Source organism: Actinoplanes sp. NPDC000266 (assembly GCF_042899005.1).
GTDB lineage: Bacteria > Actinomycetota > Actinomycetes > Mycobacteriales > Micromonosporaceae > Actinoplanes.
In genome coordinates this window covers 483,178-499,554 of sequence record NZ_JBIAZI010000001.1, presented here as the reverse complement: position 1 = coordinate 499,554, position 16,377 = coordinate 483,178, and the positions used below count along the sequence as shown (strand labels likewise).

Annotated in this window: 14 protein-coding genes; 11 read left to right on the top strand and 3 right to left on the bottom strand. The window is 69.5% G+C overall.

What is annotated here, in order from left to right; all coding sequences use genetic code 11:
- Positions 1 to 173 precede the first annotated feature (173 nt).
- The 3 genes from ACFY36_RS01970 to ACFY36_RS01960 are packed head-to-tail and all read left to right on the top strand — an operon-like array spanning position 174 to position 7,728.
- Complete coding sequence (locus tag ACFY36_RS01970) at positions 174 to 6,635, top strand: RHS repeat domain-containing protein (protein WP_499744000.1); 6,462 nt, start codon at positions 174 to 176, stop codon at positions 6,633 to 6,635.
- A 13-nt stretch (positions 6,636 to 6,648) separates the two neighbouring features.
- The gene (locus ACFY36_RS01965) at positions 6,649 to 7,173 is read left to right on the top strand and encodes a DUF1877 family protein (protein ID WP_499743999.1); all 525 of its coding nucleotides are present in this window, start codon (positions 6,649 to 6,651) and stop codon (positions 7,171 to 7,173) included.
- Positions 7,174 to 7,197: 24 nt separating this feature from the next.
- Positions 7,198 to 7,728, top strand: a complete 531-nt coding sequence (locus tag ACFY36_RS01960; RefSeq protein ID WP_499743998.1) for a hypothetical protein — start codon at positions 7,198 to 7,200, stop codon at positions 7,726 to 7,728.
- A gap of 55 nt (positions 7,729 to 7,783) precedes the next feature.
- On the opposite strand, the gene ACFY36_RS01955 is transcribed toward ACFY36_RS01960, so the two are convergent.
- The gene (locus ACFY36_RS01955) at positions 7,784 to 8,032 is read right to left on the bottom strand and encodes a GntR family transcriptional regulator (RefSeq protein ID WP_499743997.1); all 249 of its coding nucleotides are present in this window, start codon (positions 8,030 to 8,032) and stop codon (positions 7,784 to 7,786) included.
- Here ACFY36_RS01955 and ACFY36_RS01950 point away from each other — a divergent pair.
- From ACFY36_RS01950 to ACFY36_RS01930, 5 genes are all read left to right on the top strand, one after another.
- The gene (locus ACFY36_RS01950) at positions 8,031 to 8,378 is read left to right on the top strand and encodes an SAV_915 family protein (protein ID WP_499743996.1); all 348 of its coding nucleotides are present in this window, start codon (positions 8,031 to 8,033) and stop codon (positions 8,376 to 8,378) included. The genes ACFY36_RS01955 and ACFY36_RS01950 overlap by 2 nt on opposite strands.
- Positions 8,378 to 8,647: a hypothetical protein gene (locus ACFY36_RS01945; protein WP_499743995.1), complete on the top strand. Its 270-nt coding sequence runs from the start codon at positions 8,378 to 8,380 to the stop codon at positions 8,645 to 8,647. The genes ACFY36_RS01950 and ACFY36_RS01945 overlap by 1 nt, the downstream gene beginning before the upstream one ends.
- Positions 8,647 to 9,753, top strand: coding sequence for a WXG100 family type VII secretion target (locus ACFY36_RS01940; RefSeq protein ID WP_499743994.1), 1,107 nt, complete (start codon positions 8,647 to 8,649; stop codon positions 9,751 to 9,753). Before ACFY36_RS01945 ends, ACFY36_RS01940 begins: the two co-directional genes overlap by 1 nt.
- Positions 9,735 to 10,562: a hypothetical protein gene (locus ACFY36_RS01935; protein WP_499743993.1), complete on the top strand. Its 828-nt coding sequence runs from the start codon at positions 9,735 to 9,737 to the stop codon at positions 10,560 to 10,562. Before ACFY36_RS01940 ends, ACFY36_RS01935 begins: the two co-directional genes overlap by 19 nt.
- A 119-nt stretch (positions 10,563 to 10,681) precedes the next feature.
- Positions 10,682 to 11,923, top strand: coding sequence for a vanadium-dependent haloperoxidase (locus ACFY36_RS01930; RefSeq protein WP_499743992.1), 1,242 nt, complete (start codon positions 10,682 to 10,684; stop codon positions 11,921 to 11,923).
- Positions 11,924 to 11,935: 12 nt separating this feature from the next.
- On the opposite strand, the gene ACFY36_RS01925 is transcribed toward ACFY36_RS01930, so the two are convergent.
- Complete coding sequence (locus ACFY36_RS01925; RefSeq protein ID WP_499743991.1) at positions 11,936 to 12,619, bottom strand: NAD(P)-dependent oxidoreductase; 684 nt, start codon at positions 12,617 to 12,619, stop codon at positions 11,936 to 11,938.
- Between the two features lie 57 nt (positions 12,620 to 12,676).
- Here ACFY36_RS01925 and ACFY36_RS01920 point away from each other — a divergent pair, with 57 nt between their 5' ends.
- Positions 12,677 to 13,009 carry a winged helix-turn-helix transcriptional regulator gene (locus tag ACFY36_RS01920; RefSeq protein WP_499743990.1) on the top strand — a complete coding sequence of 111 codons (333 nt, stop codon included), beginning with the start codon at positions 12,677 to 12,679 and terminating at the stop codon, positions 13,007 to 13,009.
- 10 nt (positions 13,010 to 13,019) lie between these two features.
- Positions 13,020 to 14,504 carry a class I SAM-dependent methyltransferase gene (locus ACFY36_RS01915; protein WP_499743989.1) on the top strand — a complete coding sequence of 495 codons (1,485 nt, stop codon included), beginning with the start codon at positions 13,020 to 13,022 and terminating at the stop codon, positions 14,502 to 14,504.
- 14 nt (positions 14,505 to 14,518) lie between these two features.
- Here ACFY36_RS01915 and ACFY36_RS01910 read toward each other — a convergent pair whose 3' ends face one another.
- Positions 14,519 to 15,037 (bottom strand): RICIN domain-containing protein, encoded by a 519-nt coding sequence (locus tag ACFY36_RS01910; protein ID WP_499743988.1) that lies wholly within the window; start codon positions 15,035 to 15,037, stop codon positions 14,519 to 14,521.
- Positions 15,038 to 15,547: 510 nt separating this feature from the next.
- Here ACFY36_RS01910 and ACFY36_RS01905 point away from each other — a divergent pair.
- The gene (locus ACFY36_RS01905) at positions 15,548 to 16,375 is read left to right on the top strand and encodes a methylenetetrahydrofolate reductase (RefSeq protein ID WP_499743987.1); all 828 of its coding nucleotides are present in this window, start codon (positions 15,548 to 15,550) and stop codon (positions 16,373 to 16,375) included.
- Positions 16,376 to 16,377: the final 2 nt, after the last annotated feature.

The following is a 16,377-nucleotide window of genomic DNA, read 5'->3' as shown; positions in this document are numbered from 1 at the left end:
ATGTATCGATATCGAGTGACGTAGATCACGAGGATGTTGTGCGGGGTCACCGCATTCGTACTATGTGCACGCCGTCATCAAGATCGATCGACGGGCTTCCACGGGGGAAGGGCTGCTGCATGCTGTCCAAAATCGGTCTGAGGCGTTTCATTGCCGCCACTGTCATGGTGGTGATGGCACCGGCGTTGACCACGCTGGTGGCCGGTGAGCCGGCCGTCGCCAAGCCGGGCATACCGGCGCCATCGGGGCCGCCGCGGGTCGCCCTCGGCGCGAGCAAGACCCGCCCCGAGGTCAAGGCCCGCCCGACGTACGCCAAGTTCAACCCGGCCGCGAACGCGAAGCTGCCGGGCGCGGGGGCCAAAAACGTACGGCTGTCCGCGCCGGCGCAGGTCCAGGTGAACACGATCGGACAGGATGTCGCCCAGAAGGCCGGCGTCCGGGGCATGCTCTTCACCGTCAGCAGCGCGGGCAAGGCCGGCCCGGTCGACGTCTCCGTCGATCCCTCCACGTTCCGCAACGCCTACGGCGGCGACTACGCCTCCCGGCTGCGCCTGGTCCGCCTGCCCGCCTGCGCGCTGACCACACCCGAGCTGGAGAAGTGCCAGACCCAGACACCGGTGGCGACCGGGGCCGGCACCCCGCTCGCGGCGAAGGTGAGCCTGGCCGCCACCGGGGCGACCGTGCTGGCCGCCACCGCCGACGCCGCGGGCACCTCCGGCGACTACAGCGCCACCAGCCTTTCCCCCGGCGGCTCCTGGTCGGTCACCGGGAACACCGGCGCCTTCAGCTACAGCTATCCGATCGCGGTGCCGCCGCCCATCGCCGGCGCCGCACCGGGCATCTCGCTCACCTACAACTCGGCCTCGCAGGACACCCGCACGCTGGGCACCAACAACCAGTCCTCATGGCTCGGCGACGGCTGGAGCTCCGGTGAGAGCTTCATCGAGCGCAGCTACGAGCCGTGCAAGGACGTCAAGGACTCCGGCGCCCCGGAGCACGACGCCGACGTCTGCTGGGGCGGCCAGCGCCTGACGATGTCGCTGAACGGCGCCTCGACCCCGCTCGTCTACGACGACGACACCAAGGTGCTGCGGCCGGCCAACGACGACGCCACCACGAAGGTCGAGAAGCTCACCGGCGCCACCAACGGCACCAAGAACGGCGAGCACTTCCGGGTCACCGAGAACGGCGTCCAGTACTACTTCGGCCTCAACCGCCTCCCGGGCTGGGCCGCGGGCAAGGACGAGACCAAGTCGGCGTACACGATGCCGGTCTACCGGGCGCACTCGGCGGTCGCCGACTGCCCGGACGGAGACTTCGCCGAGACCGCCTGCACGCTCGGGTACCGGTTCAACCTGGACTACGTCGTCGACACACACAACAACGCCACGGCGTACTACTACGACCAGGAGATCGGTTACTACGGCCCGGCCATGAAGAACAAGGCGGTGTCGTACGTCCGCGGCGGCACCCTGCGGCGCATCGACTACGGCATGACCGCGTCGACCGTCTACTCGGCCACCGCGCCCGCCCAGATCGTCTTCACCACCGCCGAGCGCTGCATCGCCGGGCTGCCGGCCGGCAACACCTGCGCCGACAGCCAGTTCACCGTCTCGCACCCCGAGTACTGGCCGGACGTGCCGGTCGACCTCAACTGCACCGACGGCAAGGACTGCACCAACCACGCACCGAGCTTCTGGTCGCGGCGCCGGCTCACCTCGATCGTCACCCAGGTCCAGGTGGGCGGGGCGACCAAGCCGGTCGACCGCTACGACTTCGTCCAGTCCTTCCCGGACGGCGGCGACCACGCGCCGACCCTGTGGCTCGAGTCGATCCAGCACACCGGCCTCGACCGGCTCGGCGGCGCCTCGGCCGACGCGTCGACCAGCCCGATCACCTTCTATCCGATCCAGCTCGCGAACCGGGTCGGCACCCTGCCCGGCCTGCCGAAGATGTACTACAACCGGATCCGGACCATCATCTCCGAGTCCGGCGCCGAGACGGTCGTCGACTACAGCACCCCGGACTGCTCCGACGTGCCGGCCAGCGACCTCTCGGACACCAACGACACCAAGGCCAAGCAGTACGCCTCGACCAACTCCACCGGCTGCTTCCCGGTCTACTGGACGCCCGAGGCCCAGCCGGCGCCGCTGATGGACTGGTTCTACACCCACCCGGTCACCTCGGTGATCACGTACGACAGCGCCGGCAACCACTATCAGGACGGCTCGCAGCCCAAGCTCATCACCGAGTACGCCTACAAGGGCAAGCCGGGCTGGCACTACGACGACAACGAGGTCGTCAAGGCCAAGTACCGCACCTGGGGCCAGTTCCGCGGCTATCCCGAGGTCCACGTCACCACCGGCGACCCGTCCGTCTTCCACTACACCGACGGCAAGCCCGTGTACGACCGCAAGACGCTGACCAGGACGTACTACTTCCTCGGCATGGACGGCGACACGCTGCCCGGCGGCAAGACCCGCGACGCGCCCGCGCTGACCAGCCAGGACGGCTCGGTCACGGTCGAGGACAAGGACGTGTACGCCGGACGGGTCTTCGAGACCGACGTCTACACCGGCGCCGGCGGCACCATCGACCAGGCCACCATCACCGTGCCGACGAGCATCGGCCCGACGGCGACGCGGGCCCGTACGGGCCTGCCGGCCCTGAACGCGCAGATGGTGCGCACCGCCAAGGTCCTCACCCGCCAGGCCGTCTCCTACGGCTGGCGCAAGACCGAGGTCGCCACCTTCTACAACACCACGCTGGGCCAGAGCACCACCGGCATGCCGGTCCAGGTGGCCGACCGCGGTGAGGCCGGCGCCGCCGGCAACGTGCCCAAGTGCACCTTCACCCGCTACCTCGACGGCAAGAACGCCGCCATGGTCGTGCCGGCCGAGACGATCGTGCGGGCGCAGGACTGCCCGTCGGCCGGCGCCACCCCGTCCGGGACGCTGATCTCGGACGAGCGCACCTCGTACGACGGCAATCCCTTCGCCTACAACGGCGACGGCCAGAGCAGCCCGGCCAGGCCCGCGATCGGCAACGCCACCCTGGTCCAGAAGGCGTCGGACGCCTCCGGCGCCTTCCTCGACGACACCGCGCAGACCTTCGACTCCTACGGCCGGGTCACGAGCACCACCCACCTGCCCAAGTCGACAGGCCTGTCCAAGACCACCTATCGCACGGTCTCCCCGGCCACCGGCGCGCTGCCCACCAGCGTCGTCACCACCACCCAGGTGACGTCCGGCGCGAGCTGCGCCACGGTCACCGCGTCCACCGTGAACTGTCAGCGCGAGACGCTGACCCTCGACCCGGCCCGCCAGGTGGCCACCGAGAAGCTGGCCGCCGACAACTCCCGCAACTCGCTCACCTACGACGGCCTGGGCCGGCTCACCGCCGTGTGGCTGCCCAACCGCAGCAAGCTGGCCGGTGCGGCGGCGAGCATCACCTACAAGTACGACCTCAAGCGCACCGGCCCGTCCGTGGTCACCACGAACACGCTGCTCGACGACGGCACGTACTCGGTCACCAAGGTTCTCAGCGACGCCCTGCTGCGCCCGCTGGAGAAGCAGGTGAGCGGCGAGAACGGCAGCACCACGGTCACCGACACCCAGTACGACTCGCACGGCTGGTCGGTCATCACCAACAACGCGTACGCCACCGCGGGCAACCCGGTCGACACGCTCATCTCCGACCGGGTGTCGCAGGTGTCGATCCCGTCGACCACGGTGACCGACCACGACGGCATGGGCCGCGCCACCCAGGTCACCACCGAGCACAACGGCGTGCAGGTCACCCGCAGCCGCACCGCGTACACCGGTGACAGGACCACCGTGGTGCCGCCGGCCGGCACCGTGGCCACCACCAGCACGACCGATGCCCGCGGCCAGACCACCTCGCTGGCCCAGTACACCGTCGCGCCGACCCTGTCCGGCAACCTCTCGGACGGGTTCACCGCGGCCGGCGGCGCCTCGCAGTCGATCCGCTACGGATACACCGCGGCCGGCCAGCAGGCCACCGTCACCGGCCCGGACCAGTCGGTCTGGACCTTCGAGTACGACCAGCTGGGCCGGCAGATCTCGCGGACCGACCCGGACACCGGCACGGCCTTCACCTCGTACGACGACGCGGGCAACATCACCGCGACCAAGGACGCCCGCGGCATCCAGCTGACCTTCACCTACGACCTGCTCGGCCGCAAGCTGACCGCAGTCGACAAGACCAAGAGCAATTTCAAGTACGCCTCGTGGACGTACGACACCCTGAAGATCGGCAAGCTGACCTCGTCCAGCCGGTACGTCTCCGGCGTGACCGGCGCCTACACCGTGGCGGTGACCGGTTATTCGGCCATGGGCAAGCCGCTGGGCCAGACGGTCACCCTGCCCAGCGTCGAGAAGCCGCTGCCGGTCTCGTACACCACCAAATACCGCTACACCCCGAACGTCGAGCTGCTGGCCCAGCAGGAGGACCCGGCCGTCGGCAACCTGCCCGGCGAGACCATCACGTACGGATACAGCACCCTCGGCGCCGCCACCACCACCTCGGGCGTCGACCTCTACGTCTCGGGCACGGTCTACACCGACTTCGGCACGCCGTCGCGGGTCACCATGGGCGCCTCCAGCAACGAGGCGCAGGTGCTGTACTCGTACGACGAGACCACGCTGCGGCTCTCCCAGCGCTCGGTCTACCGCACCGAGGGCATCGGGCCGCTGATCGACCGGCTCACCTACACGTACGACGACGCCGGCAACCCGCTGTCGATCACCGACGAGCAGTCCGAGTCGGGCAACACGGTCACCGACACGCAGTGCTACCGCTACGACGGGCTGACCCGCCTCGTCGACGCCTGGACCGCCGCCGGCGCCTGCCCGGCCGCCACGACGGCCAAGCCCGCGGCCGGCACGGTGGCCACCGGGCCCGGCTCCTACTGGCAGAGCTTCGAATACGACGTCATCGGCAACCGCAAGCAGTCGGTCGAGCACTCGACCAGCGGCGGCAGCGATGTCACCACCGGCTATCAGAACGGCTGCACGACCGGCTGCAACCGGACCGGCGCCCAGCCGCACACGCTGACCGCGACCACCGGCGCCGCCGCCGCGACACTCGTCTACGACGTGGCCGGCAACCTGCTGACCCGCGCCAACGCCAACGGCACCGGGCAGAGCCTCAAGTGGGACGACGAAGGCCACCTGGCCGAGGTCGCCACCACCGGTGCGGGCGCCGGGACCACCAAATATCTGTACGACGCCGACGGCAACCAGCTGATCCGGCGCGAGCCGGGACGCACCACGCTGTTCGCCGGCGACACCCAGGTCGTCGTCGACACCGCGGCCGCCACCCCGGCCGTCCTCGGCGCGGTCCGCAGCTACGCGCACGGCGGCACCGGCGCCCCGGTGGCGGTCCGTTCCTCGCTGCCCGGCGGCGGCGCCCACTACCTGTTCAACGACGCGCACGGCACGGCCACGCTGGCCATGGACACCACCACCCAGCAGGTGACCCGGCAGCAGTACAAGCCGTACGGCGAAACCCGGATCAGCGCCAACACGCTGACCTGGCCCGATCCCAGCCGCGGCTATCTGGCCGCGCCGAAGAGCAATGCCGCCGGATATACGGACCTCGGCGCCCGCAAGTACGACCCGGCGCTGGGCCGGTTCATCAGCCCCGACCCGGTGCTGGAGACCTCCGACCCCAACCAGCTCGGCGGCTACACGTACGCCGGCGACAATCCGGTCACCAACGCCGACCCCAGCGGCAAGATGCTGCCGATGGACGAGCGGGGCGCCCCGCCGGCCAGCTCGTACAAGCCGCTGACCCAGCCCAACCCGACCACCATCGTCGACCAGAACAACGTGCCGCACCGGCTGCTCAAGGGTTCCAACGTCAGCAAGGACCAGGGCACGGTGTCGTACCTGAACCGGCACCTGAAGACGGCGGGCGAGCTGTACGACGCCAGCACCGGCAACGGCTCGATGTTCTTCCTCCAGGACGAGAACAACCCGATCACCGGCAAGGGCACGGTCGACCTGGGCGGCGGCGCCAAGACCGTCAAGGGCACCACCGCCGACGCGATCAAGGTGTCCTGGCTCAACGGCAAGATGGTCAGCGTCGACTCGTACGACTTCACCGAGGGCAAGCCGGACCGCAACGACGCGCACGCCAACACGGCCCGCAACAAGATGTCGACCGAGGTCGTCGACGGCAAGAAGCCGAAGATGCAGACCCAGAACGTCGTGTTCGTGGCCGAGAGCGACACTCAGGCGGCCGACATGCACGCCCGGCTGAAGGACAACCCGAACGTCCGGATCGTCAACCCGAACACGGGCTGGGACTCGGGCGAGCTCTACAGCGACACGCATTGGAAGGCGCTGAAGGGCGCGGGCCTGGGCGGCAACAAGCCGCGCACGACCACGGCCGAGGTCGAGGGCAACCGCGGCGGCCGGGTGGCCCGCGGCGGAGGCGCGGCGCTGGGCGCGCTCAGCGTCGTCGGCGACCTGTACGCGGCGTTCAAGTTCGGCAAGGCCCTCTCCTCGGACGACCCCCTGGAGATGGACCAGTTCATGTGCGACTTCACCTTCAACCCGGTGTCCTGCTACAACGTCAACGTGGCGCAGAATCCCTACAACACGGCGTGATGCGGAGAGAGTGATGAGTGTTCTGGGCGAGTTCCGGCGAGTCTCCCCGGCAGTGCTGGAGGAGATCCGGGCCGACCCGGAGAAGGCCTGGGACCGGGTCGACCGCCTCCCCGACGGCGTCGACCTGGACCGGGCCTGGGAGAGACTGGCCAGGCTGATGGACAAAGCGGGATTCCCGCTGAACCCGATCAGCGGCGGCGCCCTCTTCCCGGACGAGGCACACGCTTTCGGCCGCGACGGCGACTCCCGCGCCCTGACCCCCGCCCAGGTGGCGGAGGTCGCGGCGCGGTTGTCGAGGACACCCTTCACCGACCTCGAACCCCATCTGCGCCCGCTGCTCGACGCCGAGGGGTGGTTCCAGCTCCCGGAGCCACCCCTGCTCGAGCCGTTCACCCCGACCGAGGCGGACTTCCACCCGGTCGACGACGAGACAGCCAAGGCCATCCGCAACACCCTGGCCGAGGCATACGACGAGTTGGTGGAGTTCTTCACGCTCGCGGCCCAGAACAACCAGTGCACAGTGTTCTGGGCCGCCTGACCCGGCCCCGTATGCTCCCCCGCTATGGCCGCCGGCGAGCGCAGCGCCACCGCCGCTGAAGACGCCGCCATCACCTCGCGGCGCTCAGCCGAATACGCGGGCGAGTCCGCCGATCACGCCAAAGTCTCGGCCGAGGCCAGCAGCCGGCTCACCGAGGCCGAGCTCCAGCGTGATCATCGCGAGCTCCGCCCCGAGCCGTCCGGCGAATTCGTCCGGATCCGGAACAACCGCACGCAGAAGGTCAACATCTTCTACCGGTGCACGCTGCCCCGGACCTACCGGGTCAAAGCCGATGCCTTGACTTCAGGTGGGGCGCGTAGCCCGCTGAACGTGGACCTGGTCGTACCCGGCGGCATCCCTCAGGACATCTTCATCGGAGAGGCGGCGCTTCCCCTGCCGCAATCCTTGGAGTTCCGGTTCTGGCCCCCGATCGAGGGTGATGCTGGCGAGTTCTGGCGGTGCCCATGCGCGCGGCAGGCCGATTCCAACGGGGCACCCCATTGGGTGCACGCTGTGGTCGTGAGGCAGCCCGACTCCGGCGAAGTCGTCTACTGAAACCGACGACTGACACTCGCGGACATCGCCTCCTGACAGATCCACGCCGGTCGGCTCATTGCGTTTGGCGGGCGACGAACGTTCCCCGGCCCACCACCGTGACGACGAGGCCGCGCTCGCGCAGCAGTTCGAGGGCTTTGCGCGCCGTTCCGCGCGCTACACCGAACTCCTGCACCATCTGGTTCTCGGACGGAATCGGGCGGTCGGGCAGCAGCTCGCCCGACCGGATGCGCGCCTCGATGACGTCCGGGCGCCGGGTCAGTGGTCTGTGCGGGTTGGCGTGCGTGCTTAGACTGCTGCGCATGCCGACGACACCATCGGGAGCTAACGATTGGCCGCCTGACCAGGACGTGGCGGCTGAGCCGGCTCGGCCCGTGATCGTGCCGCCCTTCGTCTATGTGCCGTGTGCGCCGCTCAGGGCGGGGGACTCGGAACTCAACGTCGATCTGCGGCAGACCCGGGACGGGCGGCTCGCTCTTCTGGCGTACACCGCCCTCGATCGCCTTGTGGACTGCTGCGGGGCCGAGCAACCCTGGACCGTCATGCCGACCGAGAACCTCGAGCAGGTCCGGGTGGCCACCGGGTTCGAGCTGATCCTCTTCGATCTCGAGATCCCGCCCGAGCAGCGGCGGCACGCGGAGGTGTCCTGATGGGTGACGAGACCCGGGCCGACCTGGCCACCCTCCAGGCGCTCGCCGGGCGCCTGCGCCGGGCCGGCGAGTCGCTCGACGAGATCGGCGGGAGCGTGCCGCCGACGCCCGCGGCCGGTGATCTGTCGCCGGACATCGCGGCTCTGGTCGGGCATCTCACCGACGTCTGCGGCAACCTGGTGGTCGGGCTCAAGGAGGCCGGTGATCGGGTGGAGCAGTCCCGCGCCGGCTACATCGGCACCGATTCGGCGGTGGGCGGGCTCTTCTGATGGCGATCGACACGCGTATCGAGGGCGACCCGGAGGGGATCCGGGCCTCCTCACAGTGGCTCAAGGGCCGGCTGGCCGGCGGGGTCGACAGCACCGTCACCGAGATGCACTCGGCCCGCGCGGACGCGGCCCGTGGGTGGAACGGTGACGCCGGCCCGGCGTTCCAGGCGCGCATGGACAGTGGCAGCCAGAAGGCCGACTCGCTGCGCACCGACATCGAGACCGCGGCCAACTCGCTCGTCGTCTACGCCGACGAGCTGGAGGACGCGCAGCTGGGCATGGCCCGCACCCGGCAGATGGCCTCGGCGGCCGGTCTCACGGTCGTCGACGACCAGATCCAGCCGCCCGGTGACGGGCCGGTCCTGTCCGGCGCGCCCACCGACGACACGGCGTTGCGGGCACACCAGGCCAAGGTCGACGCCTACGTGCTGGCCCAGAAGCAGGCCGACGGTTACTGGACGGCCAACAACGCGGCCAAGAGCATCGCCCGCAACATGTGGGACGACCTCTACGGCAAGGCGTTCCTGCAGGCCGGCGACGTGGTCAACGGCGCCGCGCTCGGTGGCCTGGTGGCCAAGCACCGCAGCATTCTCAAGGCGCAGTCGGTCGCCCTGCTCGACGACTCGAAGCGGCTGGCCGAGCATTATCTGAAGACGCCCGGCGGCACCGCCCAGTCGCGCTATCTGAACAACGCCTCCTGGAAGAAGTTCCTCGAGGCCGACGAGCTGGCCCGGCGCGCGCCGAAGGCCGGGGCCCGGATCGCGAGCAAGATCCCGATCATCGGGCTGGGCATCACCGCGGCCGGCATCGGCTACGACATCCACCAGGGCAAGCCGGTCGGCAAGGCGGTCATCTCCGGTGTCGGCGGCGCGGTCGCCGCCATGGCGGCCGGTGCGGTGATCGGCACGGCCATCCCGGTCCCGGTCGTGGGCACGGTGGTCGGCGCGGTCGGCGGCCTGGCCGTCGGGCTGGTCGCCAGCGGCACGCTCGACTTCGTCTACGACGGACTGCCGCAGGGCGTCAAGGACGGCATCGAAAACGGCATTTCGGCCGCCGGTGACGCGATCGGCGACGGCGCCAAGAAGGCATGGGACGCTATCTTCTGATGGAGACTCTTCCGTACGCATCCACCTGGCCGGACGAGTGGGCCGGCCGGCGCCGCTCGAGCCTGCTGCTGTTCGGCACGGTGTTCATGGGCCTGCTCACGCTCGGCATCGCCGCCGCGGCCGTCTCGCTGGCGGCCGGCGGTGACACGGGCAGCGCCGTCGTCTTCGCGGCCATCGCCGTCTACTTCGGCCATCTGACCGCGCTCAGCCTCCACTCGTGGCGAGGCGGCCGCCGGCGGAGCGACACCACAGGCGTACAGCAAGAGGTCAAAGGCTTGGTTTTCCGGTACGGCACCACGCCCACCTATCTGCTCGGCGCCTTCCTCGCCCTCACGACCGTGGCGCTGGCCGCCATGTGCGTGGTCTCCGCCCTGCGGGGCGGCGCGCAGGGGTACATCGTCGCCGCCGTCCTGGCCGCCGGGGCGGTTCTGCTCGCCGTCTTCCTCGCGGTGTTCGTCAAGCTCGCGCCGGGCGAGGTGGTGGTCGGCCCCGACGGCATCCACCACCGGGGGCTCACCTTCACCCATTTCGTGCCGTGGGAGGCGGTCGTCGACGTGGCCGCGCTCTGGGCCCACGCGCCGGTCGTGTTCATCCGCACGATCGGCTCCTCCGGCACGGTCACCCGCAACTATCTGGGCCGTTCCACGCCGGGGCCGCAGGCGCTGTCGCCGTTCGACACGATCAGCGGCCGCTGGCTCGCCGCCGACCCGGCCCTGCTGCTGAAGGCCGTGGCGTACTACATCGTCCATCCCGCCGACCGGCGCGAACTGGCGGGCGGGGACGCGCTGCGCCGCATCGCGGCAATGTAATGCGCAAAGGCGCATAAGGCGGTAGAAGCCGAAACCAGAGACATAGGCGCATGTCGATGCCTTGCTTCGGGTGGGCGGCCGTGGGCAGGCTGAGGTTCTGCCTACGGGGGTGTTCAATCATGATCCGACGCGCCATCGTCGTGGCCGCGCTCGTCCTCAGCACTTCGACCGTCGCCGCCGGGAGACCGGAACCGGACCCCAACATGGTCGTCACCTGGGCCGCCCACTCGGAAACCGCCGCCTACGAGGTCGCCGGCCAGCCTCCGTACATCAATGGCCGGACTTTCGCCATGGTCCAGGGCGCCGTCTACGACGCGGCCAACGCCGCCGCCGGCAGCCCGTACGAGCCTTACCTTCTCTCCGTGCGCGGGCGGCACGGTCACTCGCTCGACGCGGCCGTGGCCACCGCCGCCTATCGTGTGCTGCTCTCGCTCTTCCCTGGGCAGGCGGCGACGTTGCGCGCGCGGTACGGCGAATCGCTGGCCACGATCCGCGACGGGCGGGCCAAGCGGGGCGGCATCGCGCTCGGTGAGGAGGCGGCGGCCGCGATGATCGCCGCCCGCCGCGGCGACGGCTCCGACCGCACGGCCACCTGGAACGTCGGCACCGCGCCGGGCCAGTGGCGGCCCACCCCGCCCGGCTTCGCCCAGGACGGCGCGCACATCCCCGACGTCCGGCCGTTCGTGATCCGCAGCGCCGCCGACTTCCGCACGGCCGGCCCGCCCGCGCTGGGCAGCGCCGAATACGCTCGCGACCTCAACGAGGTCAAGGCCGTCGGCTCGGCGGCCAGCACGGTCCGCACCCAGGACCAGACCGAGTCGGCCATCTGGTGGCACGACCGCCGCCAGACCGAGTGGCAGATCAAGGCGCAGCTGGCGGAGACCCAGCACTTGAGTCCACTGCAGACCGCGCGGATGTACGCCATGTCCGACGTGACCCGGGCCGACGTCACGATCGCCTGCTTCACCCAGAAACGCGCGTGGAACTTCTGGCGCCCGGTCACCGCGGTCCAGCTGGCCGGCACCGACGGCAACCCGGCCACCAGCCCCGACCCGGCGTGGACGCCGCTGCTGATCACCCCGCCGTTCCCCGACTTCACATCCGGCCACGCGTGCACGACCGGCGCCATCATGATGGCGCTGCGAAGGTTCTTCGGCCGCGACGACATAGCGTTCAGCGCCTACAGCGCCGACTCGGGAACCACCCGCCACTTCACCAGCTTCTCCCAGGCCACAGCCGAGGTCATCGAGGCACGCATCTGGGGCGGCGTCCACTTCCGGAGCGCCGATGTCCAGGGCGTCGAACTGGGCGAACAGGTGACCCGCTACGTCCTGGCCCGCGAGTTCAAGCCCCGGCGCTGAGAGGTCTGACGGCTACGAAACGAGGGCTTCCGTGGCAGCTCCAGTCACGGCGGCCGGCTCCCGCCGGCGGGTCGGCGCGCTGATCTGGTCGAGGACGGCCACGGCGAGATCGGCGTACGACAGAGGAATGCTCCACCCCGGCTCGGTGACAATGTCGTCGCCGAGCCGGTAGGTCCCGGTCACCGCGGCGTCGAGCGACAGCCCGGGCGGCGGGGTCAGAACGAGCCAGTCGACGTCGGCGTGGTGCTCCCCCAGCCGGGTGATCGCGCGGGCGTGCGCGACGGCGAAGGGCCGCAGCCCCTCGGGGAACAGCGCGGGATCGTCGAGCACCCGCCGCCCGTCCGAGGTTCGCAGTGTGGCGAACAGCCCGACCATGACGATCCGGCTCGCCGTCGTCCGGGCCGAGGCGGTGCACATCGCGTCGACGACATGTTCGTAGAACGCGGCGTCGAACCCGTCGAACGTCGGCGGTGGCGCGGTGAACGGCGTGACCGCGCAGACGATCGCGGAAGCACCGGCCGCGGTCCTGGTCACCGAGTCGGCGTCGAGCGCGTTCCCGGCCACCGTCCGCCCTTCATGACGGCGCGGATCGCGCACCACCGGAACTACCGGGACGCCGCGACGGCCGGCTTCGTCGACGACGGCACGGCCGGCCCGGCCGGCCGCACCGAGCACCACAACAGGAGCAGGGGTCATGGGGGCGAAGGTATCTTCGGACCCACCGGTTACCGCAACGAAACCGATGGAGCCCTCGTGGACCGCATCGATCCGGTTTGCCCGTCGTCGGCGTTCCCGTTCCAGATCGGCGGCAAGTGGACGGGCATGCTCGTCGTCCTCCTCTCCGGCGGCCCGCTCCGCTTCGGCGAGCTGCGGCGACAGCTGCCCACGATCACCTCGAAGGTGCTGGCCGAGACGCTGCGCGCGATGCAGCGCGACGGCCTCGTGACCCGGCACGACCACGAGGCGAATCCGCCGCACGTCGAGTACGGCCTGACGCCGTTCGGTCTGAGCCTGATGGAGCTCATCGACGCCGCCCGCGCCTGGAACGACCGGCAGCGTGGGGGCGGGGGAACCGGCGCGGGGTAAGATCAGCACGGTGGCACGCTTTGTTCTCTTTCCCGGGCGGCACCATCTGCTGACCCGCTTCCAGGCCGGCTATCTGCGGCAGCTCGCCGAGGACGGCTCGACCGTTATCTGGGCGGTGACCTCGGCCAACCACGAGAACACCAAGCGCAACCCCGTGCCGTACCACCGCCGCGAGGCCGCCATCGAGCGCTTCAGCGTGGAGGCCGGGCTCCGATCGGTTGTCGTGCCGATCTTCGACGCCGCTCCCACCGACGCGTTCGCCGAGGTCACGCTGAAGACGATCACGGTCGCCACCGGGCTCGAACTCACGCCCGAGGACACCCTCGTGGCCTGCTCCACGCCCGACGTGGCCAAGCTGTACGAGCTTCTCGGCTTCCCGATCGCCTGGGTCGAGGCCTCCGCCGATCCTCAGCCGGAACGGCCCTGGGACGTGCTCCTGCGGCTCAGCCGGGGCGACGAGACCTGGCGCGAACTGGCGCACCCGGCGACGATCGACGTCTTCGAGCGGTACCGGCTGGTCGACACGGTCCGCACGGTCATCAACGACCCGATCATCGGCGACGAGGGCGGTCTCACCGCGACCCGCGACTACCGCACCTATGTCGAGGCCTTCGCCGTGGCCGCCGAGCGCAAATGGTCGGCGGTGCGGCAGTACGTCGAGCCCGGCCGCATCGTCGACATCGGCTGCGGCGCCGGCTCTCTGCTGGAGCTGGCCGACCGCGAGCCCAGCCTGCGCGAGAGCGACCTGATCGGCGTCGAGATCGCCCGCCATCTTTACCAGGAATGCCTGCACAAGAAGGACCAGGGCGTCTTCCGCAACGCCAACGTCTACTTCTATCAGCGCAACGTTCTGGGCGGCGCCATCTTCGACGAGCGTTCCGTCGACACGACTCTCACATTCGCTTTGACCCATGAGATCTGGTCGTACGGGCAACGCCGGGCCTCGGTCCTGGAATTCGCCCGCCGCATCTTCGAGCACACCGCGCCCGGCGGCGTCTGGATCAACAGCGATGTCTGCGGCCCGGACGATCCGCATCGTCAGGTGCTTCTGCGCCTCACCCGCGACGACGGCGACAATCCCGTTTCCGTCTCCACGGAGCCTTCCAAGACGTACATGGAAAGCCTCTCGACCCGCGCCCGCCTCGACCAATTCGCGGCCGATTTCGCTTTTCCGTTCTCCTTCGAGGCCGTGGACGACGAGACCGTGCGGATCGAGCTGGCCCCGGCCATGGATTTCCTGACCCGCAAGGACTACACCGACAATTGGCTCTCCGAGACCAGGGAACAGTTCTGCGGACTGAGCTTCGCCGACTGGACGGCCCTGCTCACCGAGGTCGGCTTCACCATCGACCCGGCTTCGGCCCCGATCCGCAACGACTGGGTCATCGACAATCGGATCGCCCCGGTCGCGTCGATCAGCGACCTGGACGGCGCCCCGATCCCGTGGCCGTCGACGCATCTGCTCGCGGTGGCCCGCCGCCCGCACAACGGCTGACGGCGGGCCATTGATCACACGATGCTGAACCGCTGAGCGAAATCGTTCTCGCACTGGTACTGGACGATCCGGGCGCCATTGGCGCCGCTCTGGTTGGTCACGGTGAAACACTTGTCGGCGAAGGTCTTGAGATAGACCGTCGACCCGATGCCGGACGGCACGACGCTGAACCGCTGGGCGAAGTCGTTCTCACACTGGTATTGCACGATGGCGGCGCCGTTGGCCCCGCTCTGGTTGGTCACGGTCAGGCACTTGTCGGCGAACGTCTTAATGTAGAACGTGGATCCGATCCCGGACGGCACGAAGGTGAACCGCTGGGCGAAATCGTTCTCGCACTGGTACTGGACGATCCGGGCGCCGTTGGCGCCGCTCTGGTTGGTCACGGTGAAACACTTGTCCGCGAACGTCTTCACGTACTGCGGCTGATTCTCCGCGACCGAAGCCGCATGCGAGACGCCGGCCGCCGACACCAGAGTGGCCGCCATCGCCGCCGTGATCACCGCGGCCCGGCGTAGAGCCGTTTTCCATTTCACGATCATTGACCTCCTGTCCGAATGCCCTTGCGATGTCGCCATGCTTGCGCAGTTGCAAAACTCCGGCAACAAGCTCGGACTGTCAGCAAATTGCACTCATCCAGGCCGCCCGCTCCTACGAATGGGTGGACGATTTCAGTCTGATACCTGGACAAAACGGTTGGCCGTTTTCGCACGATCCGCGACGCCGGCCGCGCCGGTTCAGCTCGCGCGAAGCCGACCTCCGGGTGGGCGGCCAGTGCCGTCCCGACCGCGTGCAGCGCGCCCGGGGCCACCGCATCGCGGCCATGTCGTGGCCGACGCGTCCGGCGCGTACCGCACGTCGAAATAGAGTGCTCCGCTGTCGCGCAGGCGGTCGAGGCGACGGCGTACGGCGTCCTCGGACTGTCCCGTCGCCGCCTGGACCTACCGTCCGGCCGGGTTTCCGACAAGCGTGATCACCCCCTTGCGGCCGGGCGAAATCTTCTCGTAACCTCAACTAGCTCGATTTAGTTCAACGAAGGGAGGCTCATGCTCCTGGACGACTTCTCCCTCGAGATGACCGGCAAGGACATCGGCGATCTGGCCGATGCCCGGGGCGTCATCCCGCCGGGCACCCGGATCAATGTGACCTTCCTCGGTCACGAGGACCTGGCCGTACGGCTGGCGGCGGCGCAAGCGGTCGAAGCGGCCGGCTTCATCCCCGTACCCCATGTCTCGGCCCGTCGCCTCGCCTCGCGGCAGATGCTCGAGGACTTCCTCGCCGCGCTGCGGGCGGCCGGGGTGAGCGACGAGGTCTTCGTGGTCGGCGGCGACCCCGCCGATCCGCACGGCCCCTACCCCGACTCGCTCTCGATCATCGAGTCGGGCGTCCTGGAGGAATACGGGGTGCGGCGGGCCAGCATCGCCGGTTATCCCGAAGGGCACCCCGACATCCCGTACGACATCTTGTGGAATGCCCTGGCCGACAAGAGCGCCGCCCTGCGCAAGCGCTCGCTGGACGGCGACATCATCACCCAGTTCGGCTTCGACGTCGATCCGGTCCTCGACTGGATCGCCGCCGTCCGGGAGCGCGGCATCGACGCACCGGTCCGGATCGGCGTGCCGGGGCCGGCCGGTGTGCGGCGGCTGTTGCGGTACGCGGCCCGGTTCGGCGTCGGCACCAGCGCCTCCATCGCCAGGAAGTACGGGCTGTCGATCACCAATCTGATGGGCACGGCCGGCCCCGACCGGTTCCTGCGGGCCCTCGCCACCGACTACCACCCCGGAACGCACGGCGAGATCAAGCTGCACTTCTACACCTTCGGCGGTCTGCGGGCCACGGCGGAGTGGATCCGAGACTTCGCGAAGGAGCACTGAGC

Bases quoted from the DNA above. Each gene is read 5' to 3' on its own strand.
- ACFY36_RS01905 (WP_499743987.1), top strand. From the start codon at position 15,548: ATGCTCCTGGACGACTTCTCCCTCGAGATGACCGGCAAGGACATCGGC.
- ACFY36_RS01950 (WP_499743996.1), top strand. From the start codon at position 8,031: ATGCCGACGACACCATCGGGAGCTAACGATTGGCCGCCTGACCAGGAC.
- ACFY36_RS01940 (WP_499743994.1), top strand. From the start codon at position 8,647: ATGGCGATCGACACGCGTATCGAGGGCGACCCGGAGGGGATCCGGGCC.
- ACFY36_RS01970 (WP_499744000.1), top strand. From the start codon at position 174: ATGGCACCGGCGTTGACCACGCTGGTGGCCGGTGAGCCGGCCGTCGCC.
- ACFY36_RS01925 (WP_499743991.1), bottom strand. From the start codon at position 12,619: ATGACCCCTGCTCCTGTTGTGGTGCTCGGTGCGGCCGGCCGGGCCGGC.
- ACFY36_RS01930 (WP_499743992.1), top strand. From the start codon at position 10,682: ATGATCCGACGCGCCATCGTCGTGGCCGCGCTCGTCCTCAGCACTTCG.
- ACFY36_RS01935 (WP_499743993.1), top strand. From the start codon at position 9,735: ATGGGACGCTATCTTCTGATGGAGACTCTTCCGTACGCATCCACCTGG.
- ACFY36_RS01955 (WP_499743997.1), bottom strand. From the start codon at position 8,032: ATGCGCAGCAGTCTAAGCACGCACGCCAACCCGCACAGACCACTGACC.
- ACFY36_RS01960 (WP_499743998.1), top strand. From the start codon at position 7,198: ATGGCCGCCGGCGAGCGCAGCGCCACCGCCGCTGAAGACGCCGCCATC.
- ACFY36_RS01965 (WP_499743999.1), top strand. From the start codon at position 6,649: ATGAGTGTTCTGGGCGAGTTCCGGCGAGTCTCCCCGGCAGTGCTGGAG.
- ACFY36_RS01945 (WP_499743995.1), top strand. From the start codon at position 8,378: ATGGGTGACGAGACCCGGGCCGACCTGGCCACCCTCCAGGCGCTCGCC.